Raw genomic sequence first — 19,766 nt, 5'->3', positions numbered from 1 at the left:
GGGCGTGCCCGATGCGCGGTCGATCCGAGCCGACGCACTCGCCCGCGGTGGGGCGCTGCCCGAGCCCCCGCCGACCCGGACGATCGTGCTGTGGTGCCCGGACTGGCCGGTGATCGCGGCCGCTCGCGCTGCCGGGTCGCCGCCGGACCACCCGTTCGCCCTCGTGGTGAAGGGCCAGGTGTACGCCAGTTCCGCCAGTGCCCGGCAGCACGGCGTGGTCCGGGGGCTCCGCGTGCGCGAGGCACAGGCGCGCTGCCCCGAGCTCGTCGTCCAGCCCTACGACGACGCGCTCGACCACCGGGCGTTCGAACCGGTCATCCGCGCGGTCGAGGCGGCGGTCCCCGGTGTCGAGGTCCTCCGCCCGGGCACCCTCGCGCTGCGGTCCCGCGGGCCGGCCCGGTACTACGGCGGAGAACGAGCCGCCGCGGCGACCCTCGCCGGCATCGCTGCCGACCACGGCGCTCCCGGGGTGCGCGCCGGCGTCGCGGACACCCCGTTCGCCGCCGAACAGGCCGCACGGGCTCGCCCGGCACGTCCGGGGGAGCGGGTGCGGATCGTGCCCGTCGACGGCTCGGCGCCGTTCCTGGCCGGGCTGCCGCTCGGCGTGCTCGGCGACGCCGACCTCGCGATGCTGCTCGGGCGCCTCGGCATCCAGACCCTCGGCGAGTTCGCCGCGCTGGCCGACGAACAGGTGCGCGACCGGTTCGGACTCGCCGGGGCGTTCCTGCACCGGCTCGCCGGCGGTCGTGACCCGCGAGAGGTCGCGGCGCGCGCGGTCCCGCCCGAACTCCGGGTCGAGGCGTCGTTCGAACCTCCGCTCGACCGCGCCGACCAGATCGCGTTCGCGTTCCGTCGCTCCGCCGACGACTTCGCCGCACGCCTCCGGGCAGCTGGACTCGTCGCCACCACGATCCGGGTCGGCATCGTCGACGAGCGGGACATCCTGCTCGAGCGCACGTGGGTGCACCCGCGGTGGTTCGACGCCGCCGACGTGGTGGACCGGGTGCGCTGGCAGCTCGCCGGCGGGGTGGACCCGACCGGGCTCGAGGCGCCGGTCGTCCAGGTGGTGCTCGAGCCCGTCGCGGTCGACGACATGGCGAACCACGAACGCGGGCTCTGGGGGACCGGACCGGACGAACGCGTGCACCACGGTCTCGCCCGCGTGCAGGGACTGGTCGGGCACGACGGGGTGGTCACGCCACGGATCGGCGGCGGGCGCACCCTGGCCGAACGCGTGGTGCTCGTGCCGTGGGGCGACGCTCCCGCCGGTGGCGAGCGTGCGCTGGCGACCGTCCGCGACCGCCCGTGGCCCGGCAAGCTTCCCGGTCCGCCGCCGGCGACCGTGCTCGACCGTCCGCGCCCGGTGGACGTCGTCACCGGCGACGGCGGCACCGTCGACGTCGACGACCGCGGCGTCCTCACCGGGGTCCCGGAACGGTTCCGTGCCGAGGGGGAGCGTGGTGGCCGGTTCGACGCCGTGACCGCGTGGGCCGGACCGTGGCCGCTCGTCGTGCGCTGGTGGGAGGCCGGCGGACGCCGACTCCACCGGTTGCAGCTCGTCGACGCCGACGGACGTGCGTGGTACCTCGTGCTCGCCGACCACCGGTGGTGGGCCGAGGCGGTGGCGACGTGACCGCCCGGACGGGGGAACACTGATGGGGTACAGCAACCCGCCGATCCCGTGGTCCCAGTTCGAACGTGCGCTGTCCGACAAGCGGAGCCCCGGCAGCACGCACGACGGCGACGGCGGGGACAGCCCCGCGTGGTCCCGCAAGCGCGAGCCCTACGCGCCGACGACCCCGCCGGTGGCCGACGACACGAACGTGCCGGTCGTGCCGTACGCCGAGCTGCACGCGCACTCGACGTTCAGCTTCCTCGACGGCGCGAGCGGCCCGGAACAGCTCTTCGAAGAGGCCGCTCGGTTGCACCTGCACGGGCTCGCCCTCACCGACCACGACGGTTTCTACGGTGCCGCGCGCATGGCCGAGGTGGCCGAGGCCTACCCGACCGTCGCCACGGTGTACGGCACCGAGCTGTCCCTCGGGCTGACCGAACCGCAGAACGGCGTACCCGACCCCGAGGGCACGCACCTGCTCCTGCTGGCGGACGGGCAGGACGGGTACCACCGGCTCGCCGGTGCCGTCACCCGGGCGCACCTGGCCGCCGGCGCCGAGAAGGGACGACCCCGGTACGACCTCGACGACCTCGCAGCACGATCGGACGGGCACTGGCGCGTCCTGACCGGGTGCCGCAAGGGGGCCGTCCGGCAGGCGCTCGAGCGCGGGGGCGAGTCCGCGGCCGAGGACGCCCTGCGCGCCCTGCTCGACCGGTTCGGCACGGCGGGGGTCGTCGTCGAGCTCACCGACCACGGCGACCCGATGGACACCGCGCGGAACGACGCCCTGGCCGCCCTCGCCGCGAAGCACGCGCTGCCCACGGTGGCCACGGGCAACGTGCACTACGCCACCCCGGACCGCTTCCCGGTGGCGACGGCGCTCGCCGCGGTCCGGGCCCGCCGCAGTCTCGACGAGATCGACGGCTGGCTGCCGGCCGCACCGACGGCCCACCTCCGCTCGGGGGCCGAGATGACCCGGCGGTTCGCCCGCTACCCCGGGGCGATCGAGCACAGCGTCGAACTCGCCGACGAGCTCGGGTTCCGGCTGAAGACGGTCAAGCCCGGGTTGCCCGACATCGACGTCCCCGACGGGCACACCACGATGTCCTGGCTGCGGGAACTCACCTGGCGCGGCGCCCGCCGGTTCTACCCCGGCAGCGCCGACGGTGTCGACCCGCAGAAGCGCGAGCGCATCGAACGCGAGCTGTCGGTGATCGAGGACAAGGACTTCCCCGGCTACTTCCTCATCGTGCGGGACATGGTGCAGTACGCCCGGGAGCGCGGCATCCTCTGCCAGGGCCGCGGCTCGGCGGCGAACTCGGCGGTCTGCTACCTGCTCGAGATCACCGCGGTCGACTCGATCCGCTACGGGCTGCCGTTCGAACGCTTCCTGTCGGCCATGCGCGACGAGGAACCCGACATCGACGTCGACTTCGACTCCGACCGACGTGAAGAGGTCATCCAGTACGTCTACGAGAAGTACGGCCGGTTCAACGCCGCACAGGTCGCGAACGTCATCACCTACCGGCCGAAGGGCGCCGTGCGGGACATGGCGAAGGCGCTCGGCCACAGCCCCGGGCAGCAGGACGCCTGGTCGAAGCAGGTCGAACGCTGGGGCTCGGTGACCGAGAGCCAAGACCACGACATCCCGGACACCGTGGTCGACATGGCGCAGCAGGTGCTCGGGTTCCCCCGGCACCTCGGCATCCACTCCGGCGGCATGGTCCTCACCGACCGGCCCGTGGGCGAGGTCGTACCGATCGAGCACGCCCGCATGGACGGCCGGACGGTGCTGCAGTGGGACAAGGACGACTGCGCCTACATGGGCCTCGTGAAGTTCGACATGCTCGGGCTCGGCATGCTCGCCGCGCTGCAGTACTCGTTCGACCTCGCCGACGAGCACTGCGGGGAGCGGTGGGACATGCACTCCATCCCGAAGGAGGAACAGGGCGTCTACGACCAGCTGTGCCGCGCGGACACCATCGGGGTGTTCCAAGTGGAGTCCCGAGCGCAGATGGGGACGCTGCCCCGACTGCTGCCGCGGCGCTTCTACGACCTCGTGATCGAGGTCGCCCTGGTGCGCCCCGGGCCGATCCAGGGCGGCGCGGTCCACCCGTACATCCGGCGGCGCACGGGCGAAGAGCCGATCACGTACATCCACCCGTCGCTCGAACCCGTGCTCGAGCGGACCCTCGGCGTCCCGCTCTTCCAGGAACAACTGATGCAGATGGCGATCGCGGTGGGCGGGTGCTCGGGGGACGACGCCGACCTGCTCCGGCGTGCGATGGGGTCGAAGCGCGGGCACGAGAAGATCGACCGGCTCCGCGAGAAGCTCTACGCCGGGATGGCCGCGAACGACATCCACGGCGAGGACGCCGACGCCATCTACGCCAAGATCCAGGCGTTCGCGAACTTCGGCTTCGCGGAGAGCCACTCCATCAGCTTCGCGCTCATCGTCTACGCGAGCGCGTGGATGCGGCTGCACTACCCCGGCGCCTTCCTCGCGGCGCTGCTCCGTGCGCAGCCGATGGGGTTCTACTCACCCCAGACCCTGGTGGCCGACGCCCGACGGCACGGGGTCACCGTCCTGCGACCGGACATCCTGCGCTCCGGCGTGGACGCCACGTTGGAGCCGCTGCACGACGACGCCGCCGACGACGACGCCGACGGTGGTCCAGGAGGCGCGGCGCACGTCCACGCGACGGGTCACGACGACTGCCTGGCCGAGGAACAACCCCCGGTGCTGCCGTTCGACAAGGCCACGCCCGACGACACGGCGCGGCACCGGCGGGACGGCGCCTTCGCGGTCCGCCTCGGATTGGCCGAGGTCTCCTCGCTCGGCCGGAAGAGCGCCGAGAAGATCGTCGCCGAGCGGGATGCCCACGGTCCCTTCACCGACATGTCCGACCTCGCTCGCCGTGTCGGGCTGACCACGGCGCAGCTCGAGGCGCTCGCCGCCGCCGACGCCTTCGCGTCGATCGGGGTCGACCGGCGCGGTGGGATGTGGTCGGCAGCACAGGCCGCGGCCGAGCGTCCCGACCAGCTGCCCGACACCCAGGTGACGGTGCAGCCGCCGCTGTTCGGGCAGATGACCAGCGGTGACGTCCTCATCGCGGACATGTGGTCGACGGGGATGACGACGGACGACCATCCCGTGCGGTACGTCCGTGACGGCCTCGTGGCCCGCGGGGTGCTCAGCGTCCAGGACACCGCGACGGCCGAGACCGGACGGCGGGTCGAGGTCGGAGGGATCGTGACGCACCGGCAGCGTCCGGCGACGGCGTCCGGCATCACGTTCATGAACGTCGAGGACGAGACCGGGTTGGTGAACGTGATCTGCAGCGTCGGGGTGTGGGGGCGGTACCGACGGGTCGCGCGCGAGGCGCCGGCCGTGATCGTGCGGGGGATCCTCGAGCGGTCGCCGGACGGGGTCGTGAACCTGGTGGCCGACCGGATCGAACACCTGTCCCTGTCGGTCCGCACCCGGTCGAGGGATTTCCAGTGACCGACCGGCTACTGCACCTCGGGGATGCGGATCGTGACCTCGAGCCCGCCGGACCGCACGTTCCGGAGCGACGCCGTCCCGCCCGCACGCTCCGCCACGGCCCGCACGATCGCGAGCCCGAGTCCGGAACCACCCGGCAGGGGGATCGTGCCGGTCGCGGGGTCGGGGTTCGGGCGGGACTTCCGGGCCTCGTCGGGGCGGGTGAACCGGTCGAAGGCGACGGGGATGAACGATTCCGGCACGCCGGGGCCGTCGTCCGTGATCTGCAGGATCCCCTCGCCGCCGGCACTGCGCCACGAGACGAAGACGCCGCCGCCGCGGGGGAGTGCCGAGACCGCGTTGCCGGCGATGTTCGTGACGAGCTGCGCCATGCCACCGGTGTCGAGTCGGTACCGCGGTTCCACGGTGCCGCCGCCGATGCCCGGGCCGGAACCCCCGACGGCGACCGGGGACTCCAGGTCGAAGTCGACGGTGATGTCCTTGGCGGACGCGATGAGCCGGACGCGGTCGACGGCACTCATGACCTCGTCGCCGAGGTCCGACCAGCCCGTGGGCTGCTGCTCGGCGCCGTCCTGTTCGCGGCGCTCGGACTCCTCGATGCGCGACAGCGCGAGCAGGTCGTTCGCCAGGCGGGACAGCCGCGCGACACTGAGCTTCGCGCGTTCGATGTGGGCGGCGAGGGCGGCCGCGTCGTCCCCGTCGAGGGACGCCAGGTCGAGCTGGGTCGTCAGGATCGCGAGGGGTGTGCGGAGTTCGTGGCTCGCGTCCGAGACCATCTGGCGCTCGCGTTCGGTGGCCTGGCGTGTGCGGGCGAGGAAGGCGTTGAGGGTCGTCGCCAGCGACGCGAGTTCGTCCTGGGCCGGACCGACCGGCAGCTCGGCGCGCTCGGGGGCGACGGAGAGGCGCTCGGCCTCGCGGCGCATCCGGTTCACCGGGCGCAGGGCGGCGGTCGCGAGCACCCACGAGGCGACGCCGAACGCGACCAGGATCGCGAGTCCGGTGAGCGACAGCGTCGAGGTCAGGTCGTCGACGACGATCGCCTCGGCCTGCGAGTTGCGGGCCGCCACGACCGTCCACCGACCCGCCTGGTTGACGGGGTGCTCGACGACGACGCGGTACTCCGAGCCGGCGACCCGGATGAGGGACGTCCCGGCCTTCGTCTCGGTGAGGCTGCCGAGCGCGCGCTCGACGCGAGGCGGCATGGTCGACAGGGCGATGTCACCGGACGGCGAGACCACGGCCACGAGCTGCGCGTTGCCCGGCGGGGACAGGTCGGGATCGCTGTCGACCTCGAGCGTGGCCACGTACGGGTCGGCGTCCGCGTCGAGCAGGGTGCGCGTGGCACTCGCGACGACGCTGACCACCTGGAACCGCATGACGAGCACGAGCAGCACGATGACCACCGCCGCGATCGCCGTGGACCCGATGGTGATCCGAGCGCGGAGCGACAGGTTCCGCAGCGGACGGATCAGGCCACGCCCGGAACCGGTCACGCTCCGAGCAGATCGAGCCGGTAGCCGCGGCCGCGCACGGTGGAGATCGCGACCGTCGCCTCGTGCGAGGTCAGCTTCTTGCGGAGGTACGAGATGTACTGCTCGACGACGTTCGGGTCGACGTGCTGCGAGCCGTCCCAGACCTCTTCGAGGATCTTCGGGCGGTCGACCACGGTGCCCACCGACCGTGCGAGCAGCCGGAGGAGCGCGAACTCGGTGGGGCTCACGGCCACCCGCTGCCCCTTGATCAGGATGCGACGGGCCTCGGAGTCGATCGCGACGTCGCCCACCTCGATGGTGCGCGGGGCGCCGGCGGACTCGCGACGGCCGAGGGCGCGGAGGCGCGCGGTGAGCTCGGCGAAGGCGAACGGCTTCGTGAGGTAGTCGTCGGCGCCGGCGTCGAGGCCGAACACCCGGTCGTCCACGGCGTCCCGCGCGGTCACGAGGAGGATCCGGACCGGGTCCTCGCGCTCGCGGATGCGGCGGGCGAGCTCGAAGCCGGACATGCCGGGCATCATGACGTCCACGACGGCCAGGTCGAACGCCTGGTCGCCGAGCGCGATCAGCGCCTCGACCCCGTTCTCGACCGCGGTGACGCGGTACCCCTCTGCCGCGAGCCCACGTTCCATGAGCGCGCGCATCTCGTCATCGTCCTCGACCACCAACAGGCGCATAGCGACCTCCTCGACCCCATCGTGGCATCGAACCTGTACATGCGGGAGATCCCACGGCTGAACTCGCTGAATCTCGTCACAGTCACGGCGGTCGGACAGGTAGAACGGTCTGTCCCCCGTTCGTGGGACGTGAGGACTGCTTGCTTCGTTGCTATGCTCGCGCACCGGAAGCGGCGTACCCGACGTCACATCCGCAGTGGGGGCACCATGAACGACATGCCGGAACACCCGGCCCTCGTCCGTCTGCGTGCCGAGCTCGACGCCGCTTGGAAGGGCATCGGCGTGCTCGGCGACATGGAGGACGACAGCCGCGACCGTGTGGTCGCCGAGCTCCGGGCGGCGGTCCCGGACATCGCGAGCGTCGCTGCTCGTGCCGCGGGGGCCGATGCCGTCGTGGCCGAGATCAGCCGGTTCGCGAGCGTCGAGGTCGTCTCGAGCGACTCGACCGTGCCGACGGCGACGATCTGGGACGACATCGTGCACTCCGCGGCCGAGGCAGCGTCGGCCGCACGCTGACGCGCGACGCCCGCCGCGTGCCGGTGAGCAAGGCGGTGCCCGCCGCGCGCTGACGCGCCACGAGCGCGCACGCGCACGCGCACGCGCACGCCCACGTTCCGCGTCAGTCGTCCTCGCCGAGCAGCTCCTCGCGCACGCGCCGGATGTCCTCGAGCAGCGCCCCGATCAGGATCCAGTGCCGCGAGTTCGGCCGGATCACCTCGAGCGGCGCCGTGAGTGCAGGCTCCGCGACGTCCTCGTCGTGCTGCGGCGACGTCGGCACCGACCACCGGGGCCGAGGGGACGCGGCGGTCGACACGGGCACCTCCTTCGCGGCGACCCGGGCACTGAGCGCCCGGACGTCGGCCGCGATCCGGGCGACCTCGGTGGCGATGCTGCCGACGACGGGGTCGGCCCGGAGGTCGGGTGCCGTGTTGTCCTGGATCGCCCGGGTCATGCCGGTGACCCGGGTGACGAGCACACGCAGGTGTTCGGCCACGACGATGTCCTCGTCGAGGACGGTCCGGTGCCGGCCGCCGCGCGGGTTCATCGTGAGGGATTCCCGGGCCGCGGTGAGCGACGCCTCGGCGCGGGCGTGCTGCTGCCGGAGCGCCCGGGCCTGCAGGAGCGCCTCGTGCCAGCGGTCCTGGTCCCACCCCTCGGTGAGCCCGATCGCCACCCGCTCGAACGCGGCGGCGGTGTCCCGGGCGAGCCGTGCGACCGCGAGGTGCGCCGGACCGAGCAGCACCGGCGGCACGATGAGCGCGTTCACGATCAGGGCGACGATCGCCCCGAGGACGGTCTCGAGGATCCGGTCGGCCGAGTAGTTCGGCGTGACGACGCCCGCGGTCAGCACGAGCATGCCGCTGATGCCGACCTGCGTCGCCGAGGTCGGGGTGAGCCGCAGTGCCCACGCGATGAGGATCGCGAGCACGATGACGAGGAGGACGACCCACACGGTGTCGCCGAGCAGCAGGTGGAACCCGGTGGCGAGCACGACGCCGAGGACGACCCCGGCACTGCGCTCGAGTCCTTTCACGAACGACTGGTTGATGCTCGGCTGCACCACGAGGAGCGCGGCGATCGCGGCGAAGGTCGGGAACGGGCCGTCGATGAACACCCGGCACAGCAGCACGGCGGCGACCACCGCGACCGCGGTCTTGACGACCTGCAGGAACGGCGTGCGACTGGAGCTGCGGAGACGCGCGACCGGGTTCACGACGACCACGGTAGCCACGGTGCGCGCGCCGAGCCGTGCACGAACGCGACGAATCCCGCCCCGTCCGGTTGACTGGTCTCGTGTGGCCCAACCATGAGCGCGTCATCCCGCAGGCCTTCGCCGGCTCCGGGACCTCCGTGGTGGCCGCACGCGCGCACTCGGTCGAACCCTCGGGCAACGGCTACCTGTACGGCTACGAGGTCGACACCGTGGACCGCAACGGCCAGCGCGCCACGGTCCTGACCTACGTCGACACCGGCGGGACCCACGACCAGAACAGCGCGATCGTCACCGACCCCGCGACGGGCGAGCCGGTCTCGGTGTGGGCGTACCCGAACGACCCCGGGCTGCCGGTGCTGCCCCAGGTGACGTACCGCGACGCCGTCGCCGAGCTCCTCACGACGCTCGGCATGCCGGTCACCGACCCGACCCTCACGGTCGCGGCGTACCGACCGGGCAAGCGTGCCGTGGTGCGGGTCGACGCCGCCGAGGGGACCCTCTTCCTCAAGGTCGTGCGTCCGCACCGGGTGGCCCCGATCGAGAAGTCGCACGAGCAGTTCGTCGCCGCCGGACTGCCGGTGCCGCGGGTGTTGTCGAGCCGTGGGGACGGCCTGCTCGTCCTCGAACGCATCCGCGGGGTCCCCGCCGGCAGCCGCATCCTCGAGATCGCGGACGACCCGCGCTTCGTGGCCTCCCTCGCCGCGCTCACCGGGCGGATCGCGACGGTCCCGATGACGCAGCAGGCCCGCGCCGACGCGATGGACCACGCCGACTGGCACCGCCGCACCCTCGTCGCCGCGCTGCCGCAGGACGCCGAGGAGATCGACGCGCTCTACGACGCCATCGGACGACGCTCGATCGGCTGGGCGACGGCCACGAAGCAGGTCGTGCACGGCGACCTGCACCTCGAGCAGGTCTTCGTCGACGAGGACGAGCCGTGGCGCATCTCCGGCCTGCTCGACATCGACACGGCGGGCTGGGGTTACCCGGTGCGCGACATCGGTGCCGTGGTGGCGCACCTCGTCGTCACGGGGCTGTGGCACCGGTCGCGCGGCGACGCGGAGCGCGGGGCGGCCGCGGAACGCCTCGCCGACGCCGTCGCGCGCGACTGGATCGCGCGCAACCCCGACCAGTCGGACCGGATCGGCCCGGCGATCGGCGCGCAACTGCTCGCGCACGCCGGCGGCCAGGCCACGACCGGTTCCGCGAACGGCATCCACACCGCGGAGGAGCTGCTGGCGGCGACGCAGGCGGCCCTCGCGGAGGCGACGCCGATCGTCCCGTCCGACGGGCTCCTCCGCCCGCGCTCCGCACCACAGGCCTGACGCGACCACCTGCGCGACGCAGGTCGCGGGACGGGTCCGCACCGCGCCTCCTGGACCCGACAGCAGGCGGATCCCAGGAGGCGCGACTCGCGCGGGCGTCGTCGAGTCGCCTCCGTCGGTGGTCGGGGAGTAAACTGAGCGCGCACGCACCGCGTTCCCGCGTGCCGCGTCGATTCCGGACGCAGCAGTCGGTCACTTGACCGACGTGGGAACCGGGTCCGTGATCGCTCCGAGGGGGCATCACGTGCGTGTGACGGCGCCGGATCCCGGCGCGGACCGTCGCATCCGGCCCCACCCGGTGGCCGCGATGGGAACGGTCCGCGGGACTCCACGTCCCCCGGACGGGGACCGGCGAAGCGGTGGGCCACGGTGGCCCCCGGAACACCGGAGCCGTGCCAGGCGCCGGTTCAGGACTTCCGCCCCGCGGGGCGGCTCGCCCGCACGAACGGGCGGAACAGGAGGAGCGTTGGCTCGATCAGGCACCCGGCGAGCAGCCGGCGGGACGCGGACCGCGTCGCGTCGCACCAGGCCGCTCGACAACGACGGCGTCATCCCCGTGCTCGCCCGCGCCGTGCGCGAGGTCGAGGCGGCGGCGCAGCGTGGACCGCTCAAGGCGTCGAACCGTTCGAAGTTCCAGGCGGTCGCCCTGCTCATGCGCGAGGAGCGCGCACGGGTCAAGGCGGACACCGAACTCACCGACTCGCAGCGCGCCGAGCAGCTCAAGCGGCTCGACGGCGTCGCGACGATCCTCGCGAAGACCGCGGCGCGGGACACCAGCGTGATCCAGCTCCTCACGGAAGAGGCGTCGGTCAGCGAGACGACCCGCACCGTGAAGCGCGACATGATGATCGCGGGCGGCATGGAGCTGCAGCCCGAGGAACTCGTCATCGCGGCGGAGCCCTCGCCGACGGTGGAGAGCCCGGTGCGTGCGGTCGTGCCGCAGGCGGTCGTGCAGCGACAGCTCGCGAACCCGTTCCTGCCGCCGGACTTCGCGCTCGCCGATCAGCCCGTCGCGCACCCGCGTCGCCTGGCGAACTGGGAGCTGTTCGGCCCGCTGTTCAAGTCGTTCGAGTACGGCGCGGGCGGGGGAGCGGCGACGATGCCGCTGCCGGAGCCCACGACGCTGCACTCGCGGTCGGGCACCACGCTCATGAAGCACCAGGCGGAGCTCATCGCCGCCGCGGCGCAGGGCCACCGCACGTTCCTGCTCGCCGACGAGCCCGGCCTCGGCAAGACCGCGCAGTCGCTCCTCGCCGCCGAGGCCGCGAACGCCTTCCCGCTGCTGGTCGTCGTGCCGAACGTCGTCAAGACGAACTGGAAGCGGGAGGCCGCCCGCTGGGTCCCGAACCGCACCGCCACGGTCATCCACGGCGACGGGGACGACCTCGACGGGTTCGCCGACATCGTCATCGTGAACTACGAGATCCTCGACCGGCACGCCGGCTGGCTCGGGAACTTCGGGTTCAAGGGCATGGTCGTCGACGAGGCGCACTTCATCAAGAACAAGGACTCGCAGCGCTCGAAGTTCGTGCTGCAGCTCGCCGAGGCGATCCGGTCGCGCACCGCGTCGCCGCTGCTGATGGCCCTCACCGGTACGCCGCTGATCAACTCGGTCGAGGACTTCCGCACCATCTGGGAGTACCTCGGCTGGATCGACGACAAGAAGCCGCGCGCCAAGCTCATGAACGAGCTCGAGGAGATCGGCCTGACGCCGGCCGACCCGGGCTTCTTCGTCGAGGCGCGCAAGGCCGTCATCGACCAGGGCATCGTCCGCCGCCGCAAGGTCGACGTCGCCGCGGACATCCCGGCACGTCGGATCGCCGACATCCCCGTCGAACTCGACGACGAGGTCGGCCGCTCGATCCGCGACGCCGAGCGCGAGCTCACCGCGAAGCTCGTCAAGCGGTACCACCAGGCGCTCGACGCCCGCACCGGGCAGGACCCGGTCGTCGGCATCGACCACAAGCTCGTCCGCCAGGTCGCGCGCTGGGAGCTCGAGGACCAGGACGCCTCGCCGACCGGGGAGAACGTGTTCTCGATGGTGCGGCGCATCGGCCGGGCCAAGGCACAGCTCGCGGCGGACTACGCGGCGCAGCTCGCCTCGAACGTCGGCAAGGTCGTGTTCTTTGCGAAGCACCTCGACGTCATGGACCAGGCGGAAGAGGTGTTCGCACGTCGACACCTCCGCACCGCGACGGTCCGGGGCGACCAGACGCCGGCGCAGCGCACGGCCGAGATCGACTCGTTCGTGAACGACCCCGACGTCGCCGTGATCGTCTGCTCGCTCACCGCGGCGGGCGTCGGCCTGAACCTGCAGGTGTCGTCGAACGTCGTGCTCGCTGAGCTGTCGTGGACGAGCGCCGAGCAGACCCAGGCAATCGACCGCGTGCACCGCATCGGGCAGGAGGAGCCCGTCACGGCGTGGCGCATCATCGCCGCCCAGACGATCGACACCAAGATCGCCGAGCTCATCGACTCGAAGGCGTCCCTGGCCGCCCGCGCGCTCGACGGCTCGGACGAGGAGATCGTCGACTCCGGCGACATCCAGCTCGACGCGATGGCGGCGCTGCTGACCGAGGCACTGGAGCGCGGCTAGGGCCGGCGCCGTCCGGCGCGTGACGCGTGGCGCGCCCGGCTGTGAACCACGAAACCGACATCGAACCGGGGCTTCGGCCTGGTTCGATGTCGGTTTCGTGGTTCGACGTGGGCGCCCGCGGTGTCAGATGCGCGACTGGACCTCGGCGAGCGAGGGGTTCGTCGCCGTGCTGCCGTCGGGGAACACCAGCGTCGGCACGGTCTGGTTGCCGCCGTTGACCTCGGCGACGAGTTCGGCCGTGCCGGGCGTCTGCTCGATGTCGACCTCGCGGTAGGGGACCCCGGCCTTGGACATCTGGTTCTTCAGGCGCGCGCAGTAGCCGCACCAGCTGGTCGTGAACATCGTGACGGCGCCGGCCTCCGGCACGAACGCGTCGCGGGTGATCGTCTCGCTCATGTGCTCAGGCTAACCCCGCCGGTTCGGGGAACACCGGGAAGCCCTGGTAGACAGGACCGCGTGAGCGACACGCACCTCGAGATCGAGCGAACCTACGACCTGCCCGAGGGCGGTGCCCTGCCGGACCTCGTCGGCATCGGCGGCATCATCCGCACCGAGCACCAGGAGCCGTTCGACCTCGACGCGACGTACTGGGACACCGAGCGGTACGACCTCGTGGCCGCCCGCGTGACGGTGCGCCGCCGGACCGGTGGCCCCGACGCCGGCTGGCACATCAAGCGCGCCTCGTCCGACACCGTCAGGCACGAGCAGCACTTCCCGCTCACCGACGACGCCGACACCGTCCCCGACGAGGTCCTCGCCGCACTCTTCACCGAGCGCCGTGGCCGGGGCCTCCACCCGGTGGTCCGGATCGCGACGACCCGCACGGTGACGCGGCTGCTCGACGAGGACGGCGACCAGATCGCCGAGCTCGCCGACGACCAGGTCCGCGCGACGCGGCTCGACGACGACGCCCCCGAGACCCCGCGCACCTGGCGCGAGGTCGAGGTCGAGATCGTCGGCGGCGTCGACCCGCAGGTCGCCCACGAGCTCTTCGCGTCGCTGGACGGGCGCTTCGCCGCCGTCGGCGCCGGCCCCGCCGCCGTCTCGTCCAAGCTGGCACGTGGGCTGGCAGGAGCACCGGCACCGCGCCTCCATGCCGAGGACAAGCCGGACAAGGGAACGACCGCACGCGTGCTGGTGAAGCGGCTGCGGAAGCTCCGCGCCGCGCTCCTCGCCCAGGAGGCGCGGCTCCGCTCCGGCGACGCCACCGACCTCCGGCAGGCGGCCGAGACCGCCCTCGAGATCGCCGCGATCCTCGGCGCGTACCGTCCGGCGTTCGCCGCCGGCGACGCCGTCGACCGCGCTGCCGCGGGGGCGGACGGACTCGCCGCCGTCACCGCGCGCGCTGCGTTGGCGGAGTACCTCATCGACCGGCTGCCGCGCGCGTCGACCCCGGCGCAGGACGAGCTCGTCGACGCCATGACGCGCGAGCGGATCCTGGCGGCCACCCGCGAACGTCGCGACCAGTCGGTCCGGGACGTCGTGGCGTTCCTGCACGGCGAGCCGTTCCTCGAGCTCCTCGACGCCCTCGACGACGCGGTCGAGCGACCCGCACCGACCGCGTGGGCCCTCCGTTCGCCGAAGAAGGTCGCGCAGGACGTCGTCGCCCAGGTGAAGCCGGAGGTCCGCGAACTCGTGCGCGCCGCGGTCGCCGACGACACCTCGGACACCGCCGCTGCGCGTGAGGCCGCCGACCGCGCCACGACCGAGGCCGCCTGGCAGGCGACGATGCGCGCGCGCCTGACGATGGACGTGCTCGGCGACGACGCGTTCCCGCACGCACTGTGGAAGCGGATCGGGACGGCGGCCGACGTCCTCACCGAGCGGGTGCGCTCCCTGCACGCGCTCGACACGCTGCGCACGAACGCGGCGATCGCCGAGCGCGGCGGCGAGGGCACGTTCGGGTACGGGGTGCTCGCGGGTGACCGGGTGCGCCTCGCAGAGGAGTCCTACGACGAGGCGGTGCACGCGCTCAACCGCGTGTGACGCGCCGCGCGCTCGCGCGCTCGCTTGGTGAGCAGAAATGGTCGGGTGCCCACGGGCAACCCGACCATTCCTGCTCACGAAGTCGTCACGCGGCGGGCGCCTCGTCCGCCAGCCCCAGGACGTCGAGGAGCCAGGCGAGCTCGAACGCCCGCTCCTTCCACGAGGCGTACCGGCCGCTGACCCCGCCGTGCCCCGCTGCCATCTCGGTCTTGAGCAGCACCGGAGCGCCGACCTCCCGCAGCTTCGCGGTCCACTTGGCGGGCTCGACGTACAGCACACGGGTGTCGTTGATGGACGTCACGGCGAGGATCTTCGGGTACTGCGCGTCGTCGCGGACGTTCTCGTACGGCGAGTACTCGCTCATGTACCGGTAGACCTCGGGGTCGTGCAGCGGGTCGCCCCACTCGTCCCACTCGATGACCGTCAGCGGCAGGTCGGGGTCGAGGATGCTCGTCAACGCGTCGACGAAGGGCACCGCCGCGAGGATCCCGGCGAACCGTTCCGGGGCGAGGTTCGCCACAGCGCCCATCAGGAGCCCGCCCGCGCTGCCGCCCTCGGCGACGAGGCGGTCGGCGGTGGTGCGTCCGGTGTCGATCAGGTGCGTGGCGACCGCGACGAAGTCGGAGAAGGTGTTCTTCTTCGTGAGGGTCTTGCCGTTCTCGTACCAGTGCCGACCCATCTCGCCGCCACCGCGAACGTGGGCGACGGCGAACACGACGCCGCGGTCGAGCATCGACAGGCGCATGACGCTGAACCCGGGGTCGATCGAGTGCTCGTACGAGCCGTAGCCGTAGAGGTGCAGCGGGGCCGGACGGTCGATGTCGACCGCGTCACGGCGCCACACGAGGGAGATCGGCACGCGGGTACCGTCGTCGGCGGTGGCCCAGTCGCGCTCCTGGACGTAGTCGGCCGGGTCGTAGCCGCCGAGCACGGGCTGACGCTTCAGGACCGTGACCTCGCCGGTCGCGAGGTCGAGGTCGCTCACCTCGGACGGGGTGACGAACGAGGTGAACCCGATCCGGAGCGTCGGCTGGTCCCACTCCGGGTTGCCACCGAGCCCGGCCGAGAACAGTGCCTCGTCGAAGGGGACCTCGTGCGCGTCGCCGTAGCCGTCGCCCTCGATCGGGATGATCGCGACGCGGGGGAGCGCCTCGGACCGGTACTCGAGCGCGAGGTGTCCGGCGAAGGCGTCCACCGCCTCGATCCGACGCTCGGCGTGGTGCGCGACGACGACCCGCCGGTCACGCTCCGACGTGGGGTCGTCCGCGGGGACGTCGACGAGCTCGAAGTTCTCGGCACCGTCGTTGTGCAGGACGAGGAACCGGTCGCTGCCGCCCACGATCGCGTGCTCGATCTCGTACTCGACGCCCTCGCGCCGGGGCCACACGACCTGGAACTCGCCGGTGGGGTCGGCCGCGTCGAGGACGAGCGCCTCGGAGGTGATCTTCGACCCGAGCTCGATCACGATGTACTGCGACGACCGGGTGACCCCGACGCCGACCCAGTAGCGGTCGTCCGGCTCCTCGAACACGACGACGTCGTCGGCCGCCGGGCTGCCCACGGTGTGCCGCCAGATGCGGTCGGGCCGCCAGGAGTCGTCGACGGTCGGGTAGAACACGAAGCGCCCGGACGGGTCGAACGTCGCCCCGGAGCCGGTGTTCGGGATCTCGTCGCCGAGGTCGGTGCCGGTCGTGAGGTCCCGCACGTGCAGGGTGTACCGCTCGTCGCCCTCGACGTCGATGCCGTAGACGAGCCGTGTGCCGTCGTCGCTGATGTCGTAGGAGCCCAGCGAGAAGAAGTCGTGCCCGTCCGCGAGCGCGTTGCCGTCGAGGACGACCTGCTCGCCGGGGAGCGTCGCTTCGCCCTCGGTCACGGCAGGCGGGGTCCAGTCGTCCGGCCCGCTGATCGGCGCACGGCAGTGCACGCCGTACTGGCTGCCCTCGGCCGTGCGCGTGAAGTACCACCAGTCGCCCATGCGGACGGGCACCGAGAGGTCGGTCTCCTGCACGCGGTTCTTCACCTCGGCGAAGATCCGGTCGCGCAGTCCGTCGAGGTGCGCCGTCGCCTGCTCGGTGTGGCGGTTCTCGGCTTCGAGGTAGGCCAGGGTGTCCGGCGACTCCTTGTCGCGCAGCCACTCGTAGTCGTCGACGAAGTCGATGCCGTGGTGGGTCCGCGTCACGGGCCGCTTGGCGGCGGTGGGCGGGGTGGCCTGGGCGTGCTCGGTGCTCACCACCCCACCCTATTCGCCCGGTGTGTGACGGCGTCGTGGACGCGGTCGGTGAAGGCCGTCACCTCGTCGGCGACGGCCACCGCGAGCCACGCTCGGCGACGGCGCCGCTCGGTCACCGGCCGCAGCACCCCGGCGCGGCAGAGGTCGTCGGTCACGGTGTCGATCGAGCGGGCGTCGTCGCCGAGCAGCTGCTCGAGGTGGTCCTCGGTGACGACGGGATCGTCGAGGAGGGTCCGGGCGACGGCGTCGTGCGCCCGGGTCGGCCACCACCGCGACCCGCGGGGGACGGCGGCCTCGTCGAGGAGCAGCGCCGTGACCGTGGCTTCGTCGCACACCGTGCCGATCGCGATCGCGACGTCACGGACCCACTCGTCGACGACACCACGACGGTACCGGTCGAGGTGCCAGAAGTACCGGTCCCGCTCGGCGACCAGGGCGGTCGCGACCGGCACCGTGACGGTCCGAGCGAGGCCACGACGCCGGAGCACGGCGGCGACGAGCGCGCGGCCGATCCGCCCGTTGCCGTCGGTGAACGGGTGGATCGACTCGAACTGCGCGTGCGCGATGGCCGCCTGCGCGATCGGGTGCAGGTCGTCGCGGTGGAGGAACGCGAACAGGTCGTCCATCAGCTCTGGCACGAGCGCTGCCGGCGGCGGGACGTGGCGCGCGAGCCGGGGCGTGGCGCCGCCGCCGATCCAGTTCTGCACGTCCCGCCAGCGTCCGGTGTCCCGGCCGTCGACCGGGTCGTCGCGCAGGAGCCGGTGGTGGGCCGCGAGCAGCGCCCGTTCCGTGATCGTGCCGGACGCCGCGGAGGACACGAGCGTCTCGATCGCCCCGCCGGCCCGGACCATCGCCGTCGCGCTGCGGTTCGCCCGGACGCCGACGACGGCCCGCGCGAGGTCGTCGAGCGTGGCGTGCTCGTCCTCGATGCGGGAGGTCGCGACGGCCTCGGTCCGGTCGAGCACGCGACCGAGCACGGCGAGCCGGTCGCCGTGGTGCTCGTCGAGGTGCACGAGCACGGCGGCGGCGCGGTCGAGCAGCGCTGCGGTGTCGGCGTCCGGGGACCAGGGGAGCCGGGCGATGCGCGGCGGGACCGACGCCACCACCGACGTCGTCTCGCGGTCGTGCCGCTGGCCGCGCACGCTGCTGCGCCAGGGCAGCGTGACGGTGGTGTGGGACGGCCAGGGGTGCTCGGTGCGGGGCATCGGTTCCTCCACGGTGGACGAGACGGGACGACGGGACGCCGGGACGACGGGACGACGGGTCGACGGCTCGACGGGTCGACGGCTCGACGCTAGAGCGGCGTCGGCCACCGCCGCGAGGAATCTGCATGTCGTGTGCACGGCCGCGGTGTCCGCCCCCGTCGGTACCGTGGTGGCATGAGCAACTCCTTCGTCGTGACGAACGCACACGTGGTCCCCGTCACCGCCCCCGAGTTCGACGGCGGCGCCGTCGTGGTCGAGCACGGTCGCATCACCGCGATCGGCCCGGACGTCTCGCCCCCGGCCGGGCTGCCGGTCGTCGACGCCGCCGGTGCGTGGCTCGTCCCGGGCTTTGTCGAGTCGCACGGGCACGTCGGCATCCACGAGGAGGCGAACGGCGAGGCGGGCAACGACACGAACGAGATGACCGGCCCGAACATGGCCGGGGTTCGCGCGATCGACGCGATCGACATCGACGACGAGGGCTTCCGCGACGCCCTCGCCGGCGGCATCACCTCGATCGTCGTCAAGCCCGGGTCCGGCAACCCGATCGGCGGCCAGACCGTCGCGATCAAGACCTGGGGCGGCCGCACGATCGACGAGCAGCTCATCTCCGACGCGGTGAGCATCAAGAGCGCGCTGGGCGAGAACCCGAAGCGCGTGTACGGCGGCAAGGGACAGACCCCGTCCACCCGTCTCGGCGTCGCGAAGATCATCCGCGACGCCTTCGTCGAGGCCCAGAACTACCGTGCCGCCCGCGACGCCGCCGCCGCGAAGGGCGAGCCGTTCGCCCGCGACCTCACGAAGGAGGCGCTCGTCCGCGTCCTCGACCGCGAGCTCGCGTGGGACCAGCACACGCACCGCCACGACGACATCGCCACCGCGATCCGGCTGGCCGAGGAGTTCGGGTACCGCCTGGTCGTGAACCACGGCACCGAGGCGCACAAGATCGCGCACGTCCTCGCCGAGAAGGACATCCCCGTCATCTACGGCCCGCTCTTCACGAGCCGCTCGAAGGTCGAGCTCCGTGACCGCGGCATCCCGAACCTCGCGGCGATCGCGGCGGCCGGGGTCCGCGTGGCGATCACGACCGACGCCCCGGTCGTCCCGATCGGCATGCTCGTCGACCAGGCCACCGCGGCGGTGAAGGAGGGGTTGCCCCGCCAGACCGCGCTCGAGGCGCTCACGACGAACCCCGCCGACTTCCTCGGGTTCGGGGACCGCGTCGGCCGCCTCGCCGAGGGCTACGACGCCGACCTCGTCCTGTGGGACGGCGACCCGCTCGACGCGACCAGCCGCGCGACGCGCGTCTGGATCGAGGGCGAGTCCGTCTTCGAGTGGGCCGACGGCACGGGCGTCACCACGCCGCGCTGGTAGCGACCAAGGTTCCGGACTGGAGGCACGGTGCGGGCCCGCACCGCGCCTC

13 protein-coding genes are annotated in these 19,766 nt (G+C 72.7%); 7 read left to right on the top strand and 6 right to left on the bottom strand.

The features are described 5' to 3' along the window. Positions 1 to 22 precede the first annotated feature (22 nt). Together BJK06_RS02355 and BJK06_RS02350 are read left to right on the top strand one after the other, a co-directional pair. Positions 23 to 1,633: a DNA polymerase Y family protein gene (locus BJK06_RS02355; RefSeq protein WP_070419144.1), complete on the top strand. Its 1,611-nt coding sequence runs from the start codon at positions 23 to 25 to the stop codon at positions 1,631 to 1,633. Positions 1,634 to 1,655: 22 nt separating this feature from the next. Next, positions 1,656 to 5,120, top strand: coding sequence for an error-prone DNA polymerase (locus BJK06_RS02350; RefSeq protein ID WP_070416543.1), 3,465 nt, complete (start codon positions 1,656 to 1,658; stop codon positions 5,118 to 5,120). Between the two features lie 8 nt (positions 5,121 to 5,128). Here BJK06_RS02350 and BJK06_RS02345 read toward each other — a convergent pair whose 3' ends face one another. Next, the gene (locus BJK06_RS02345) at positions 5,129 to 6,613 is read right to left on the bottom strand and encodes a cell wall metabolism sensor histidine kinase WalK (RefSeq protein ID WP_083294996.1); all 1,485 of its coding nucleotides are present in this window, start codon (positions 6,611 to 6,613) and stop codon (positions 5,129 to 5,131) included. Next, positions 6,610 to 7,287, bottom strand: a complete 678-nt coding sequence (locus BJK06_RS02340) for a response regulator transcription factor (RefSeq protein WP_070416542.1) — start codon at positions 7,285 to 7,287, stop codon at positions 6,610 to 6,612. Before BJK06_RS02340 ends, BJK06_RS02345 begins: the two co-directional genes overlap by 4 nt. A 216-nt stretch (positions 7,288 to 7,503) precedes the next feature. On the opposite strand from BJK06_RS02340, the gene BJK06_RS02335 reads away from it, so the two are divergent. Next, positions 7,504 to 7,803 (top strand): hypothetical protein, encoded by a 300-nt coding sequence (locus BJK06_RS02335; RefSeq protein ID WP_139199160.1) that lies wholly within the window; start codon positions 7,504 to 7,506, stop codon positions 7,801 to 7,803. A gap of 103 nt (positions 7,804 to 7,906) precedes the next feature. Here the strand turns inward: BJK06_RS02335 and BJK06_RS02330 are convergent, their stop codons facing one another. Continuing rightward, positions 7,907 to 9,001, bottom strand: a complete 1,095-nt coding sequence (locus tag BJK06_RS02330) for an aromatic acid exporter family protein (RefSeq protein ID WP_070419142.1) — start codon at positions 8,999 to 9,001, stop codon at positions 7,907 to 7,909. An 80-nt stretch (positions 9,002 to 9,081) separates the two neighbouring features. On the opposite strand from BJK06_RS02330, the gene BJK06_RS02325 reads away from it, so the two are divergent. Further along, a complete protein-coding gene (locus BJK06_RS02325) occupies positions 9,082 to 10,326 on the top strand; it encodes an aminoglycoside phosphotransferase family protein (protein ID WP_070416540.1) in 1,245 nt (414 codons plus the stop codon). A gap of 466 nt (positions 10,327 to 10,792) precedes the next feature. After that, positions 10,793 to 12,922: a DEAD/DEAH box helicase gene (locus BJK06_RS02320; protein WP_070416539.1), complete on the top strand. Its 2,130-nt coding sequence runs from the start codon at positions 10,793 to 10,795 to the stop codon at positions 12,920 to 12,922. A gap of 123 nt (positions 12,923 to 13,045) precedes the next feature. Here BJK06_RS02320 and BJK06_RS18765 read toward each other — a convergent pair whose 3' ends face one another. Next, positions 13,046 to 13,318: a mycoredoxin gene (locus tag BJK06_RS18765; RefSeq protein ID WP_070416538.1), complete on the bottom strand. Its 273-nt coding sequence runs from the start codon at positions 13,316 to 13,318 to the stop codon at positions 13,046 to 13,048. A 60-nt stretch (positions 13,319 to 13,378) separates the two neighbouring features. On the opposite strand from BJK06_RS18765, the gene BJK06_RS02310 reads away from it, so the two are divergent. Further along, positions 13,379 to 14,908, top strand: coding sequence for a CYTH domain-containing protein (locus BJK06_RS02310; RefSeq protein ID WP_070416537.1), 1,530 nt, complete (start codon positions 13,379 to 13,381; stop codon positions 14,906 to 14,908). Between the two features lie 85 nt (positions 14,909 to 14,993). Here the strand turns inward: BJK06_RS02310 and BJK06_RS02305 are convergent, their stop codons facing one another. Beyond that, positions 14,994 to 17,138, bottom strand: coding sequence for a S9 family peptidase (locus tag BJK06_RS02305; RefSeq protein WP_070419141.1), 2,145 nt, complete (start codon positions 17,136 to 17,138; stop codon positions 14,994 to 14,996). Next, complete coding sequence (locus BJK06_RS02300; protein ID WP_070419140.1) at positions 17,135 to 18,343, bottom strand: Fic family protein; 1,209 nt, start codon at positions 18,341 to 18,343, stop codon at positions 17,135 to 17,137. Before BJK06_RS02300 ends, BJK06_RS02305 begins: the two co-directional genes overlap by 4 nt. A 174-nt stretch (positions 18,344 to 18,517) precedes the next feature. On the opposite strand from BJK06_RS02300, the gene BJK06_RS02295 reads away from it, so the two are divergent. Beyond that, positions 18,518 to 19,717: an amidohydrolase gene (locus BJK06_RS02295; protein ID WP_070416536.1), complete on the top strand. Its 1,200-nt coding sequence runs from the start codon at positions 18,518 to 18,520 to the stop codon at positions 19,715 to 19,717. Positions 19,718 to 19,766 lie beyond the last annotated feature (49 nt).

It is taken from the genome of Curtobacterium sp. BH-2-1-1 (assembly GCF_001806325.1).
Classification (GTDB): Bacteria; Actinomycetota; Actinomycetes; order Actinomycetales; family Microbacteriaceae; genus Curtobacterium.
Note: the sequence above shows the minus strand (reverse complement) of the source record. Positions and strands in the feature narration are given on the sequence as shown.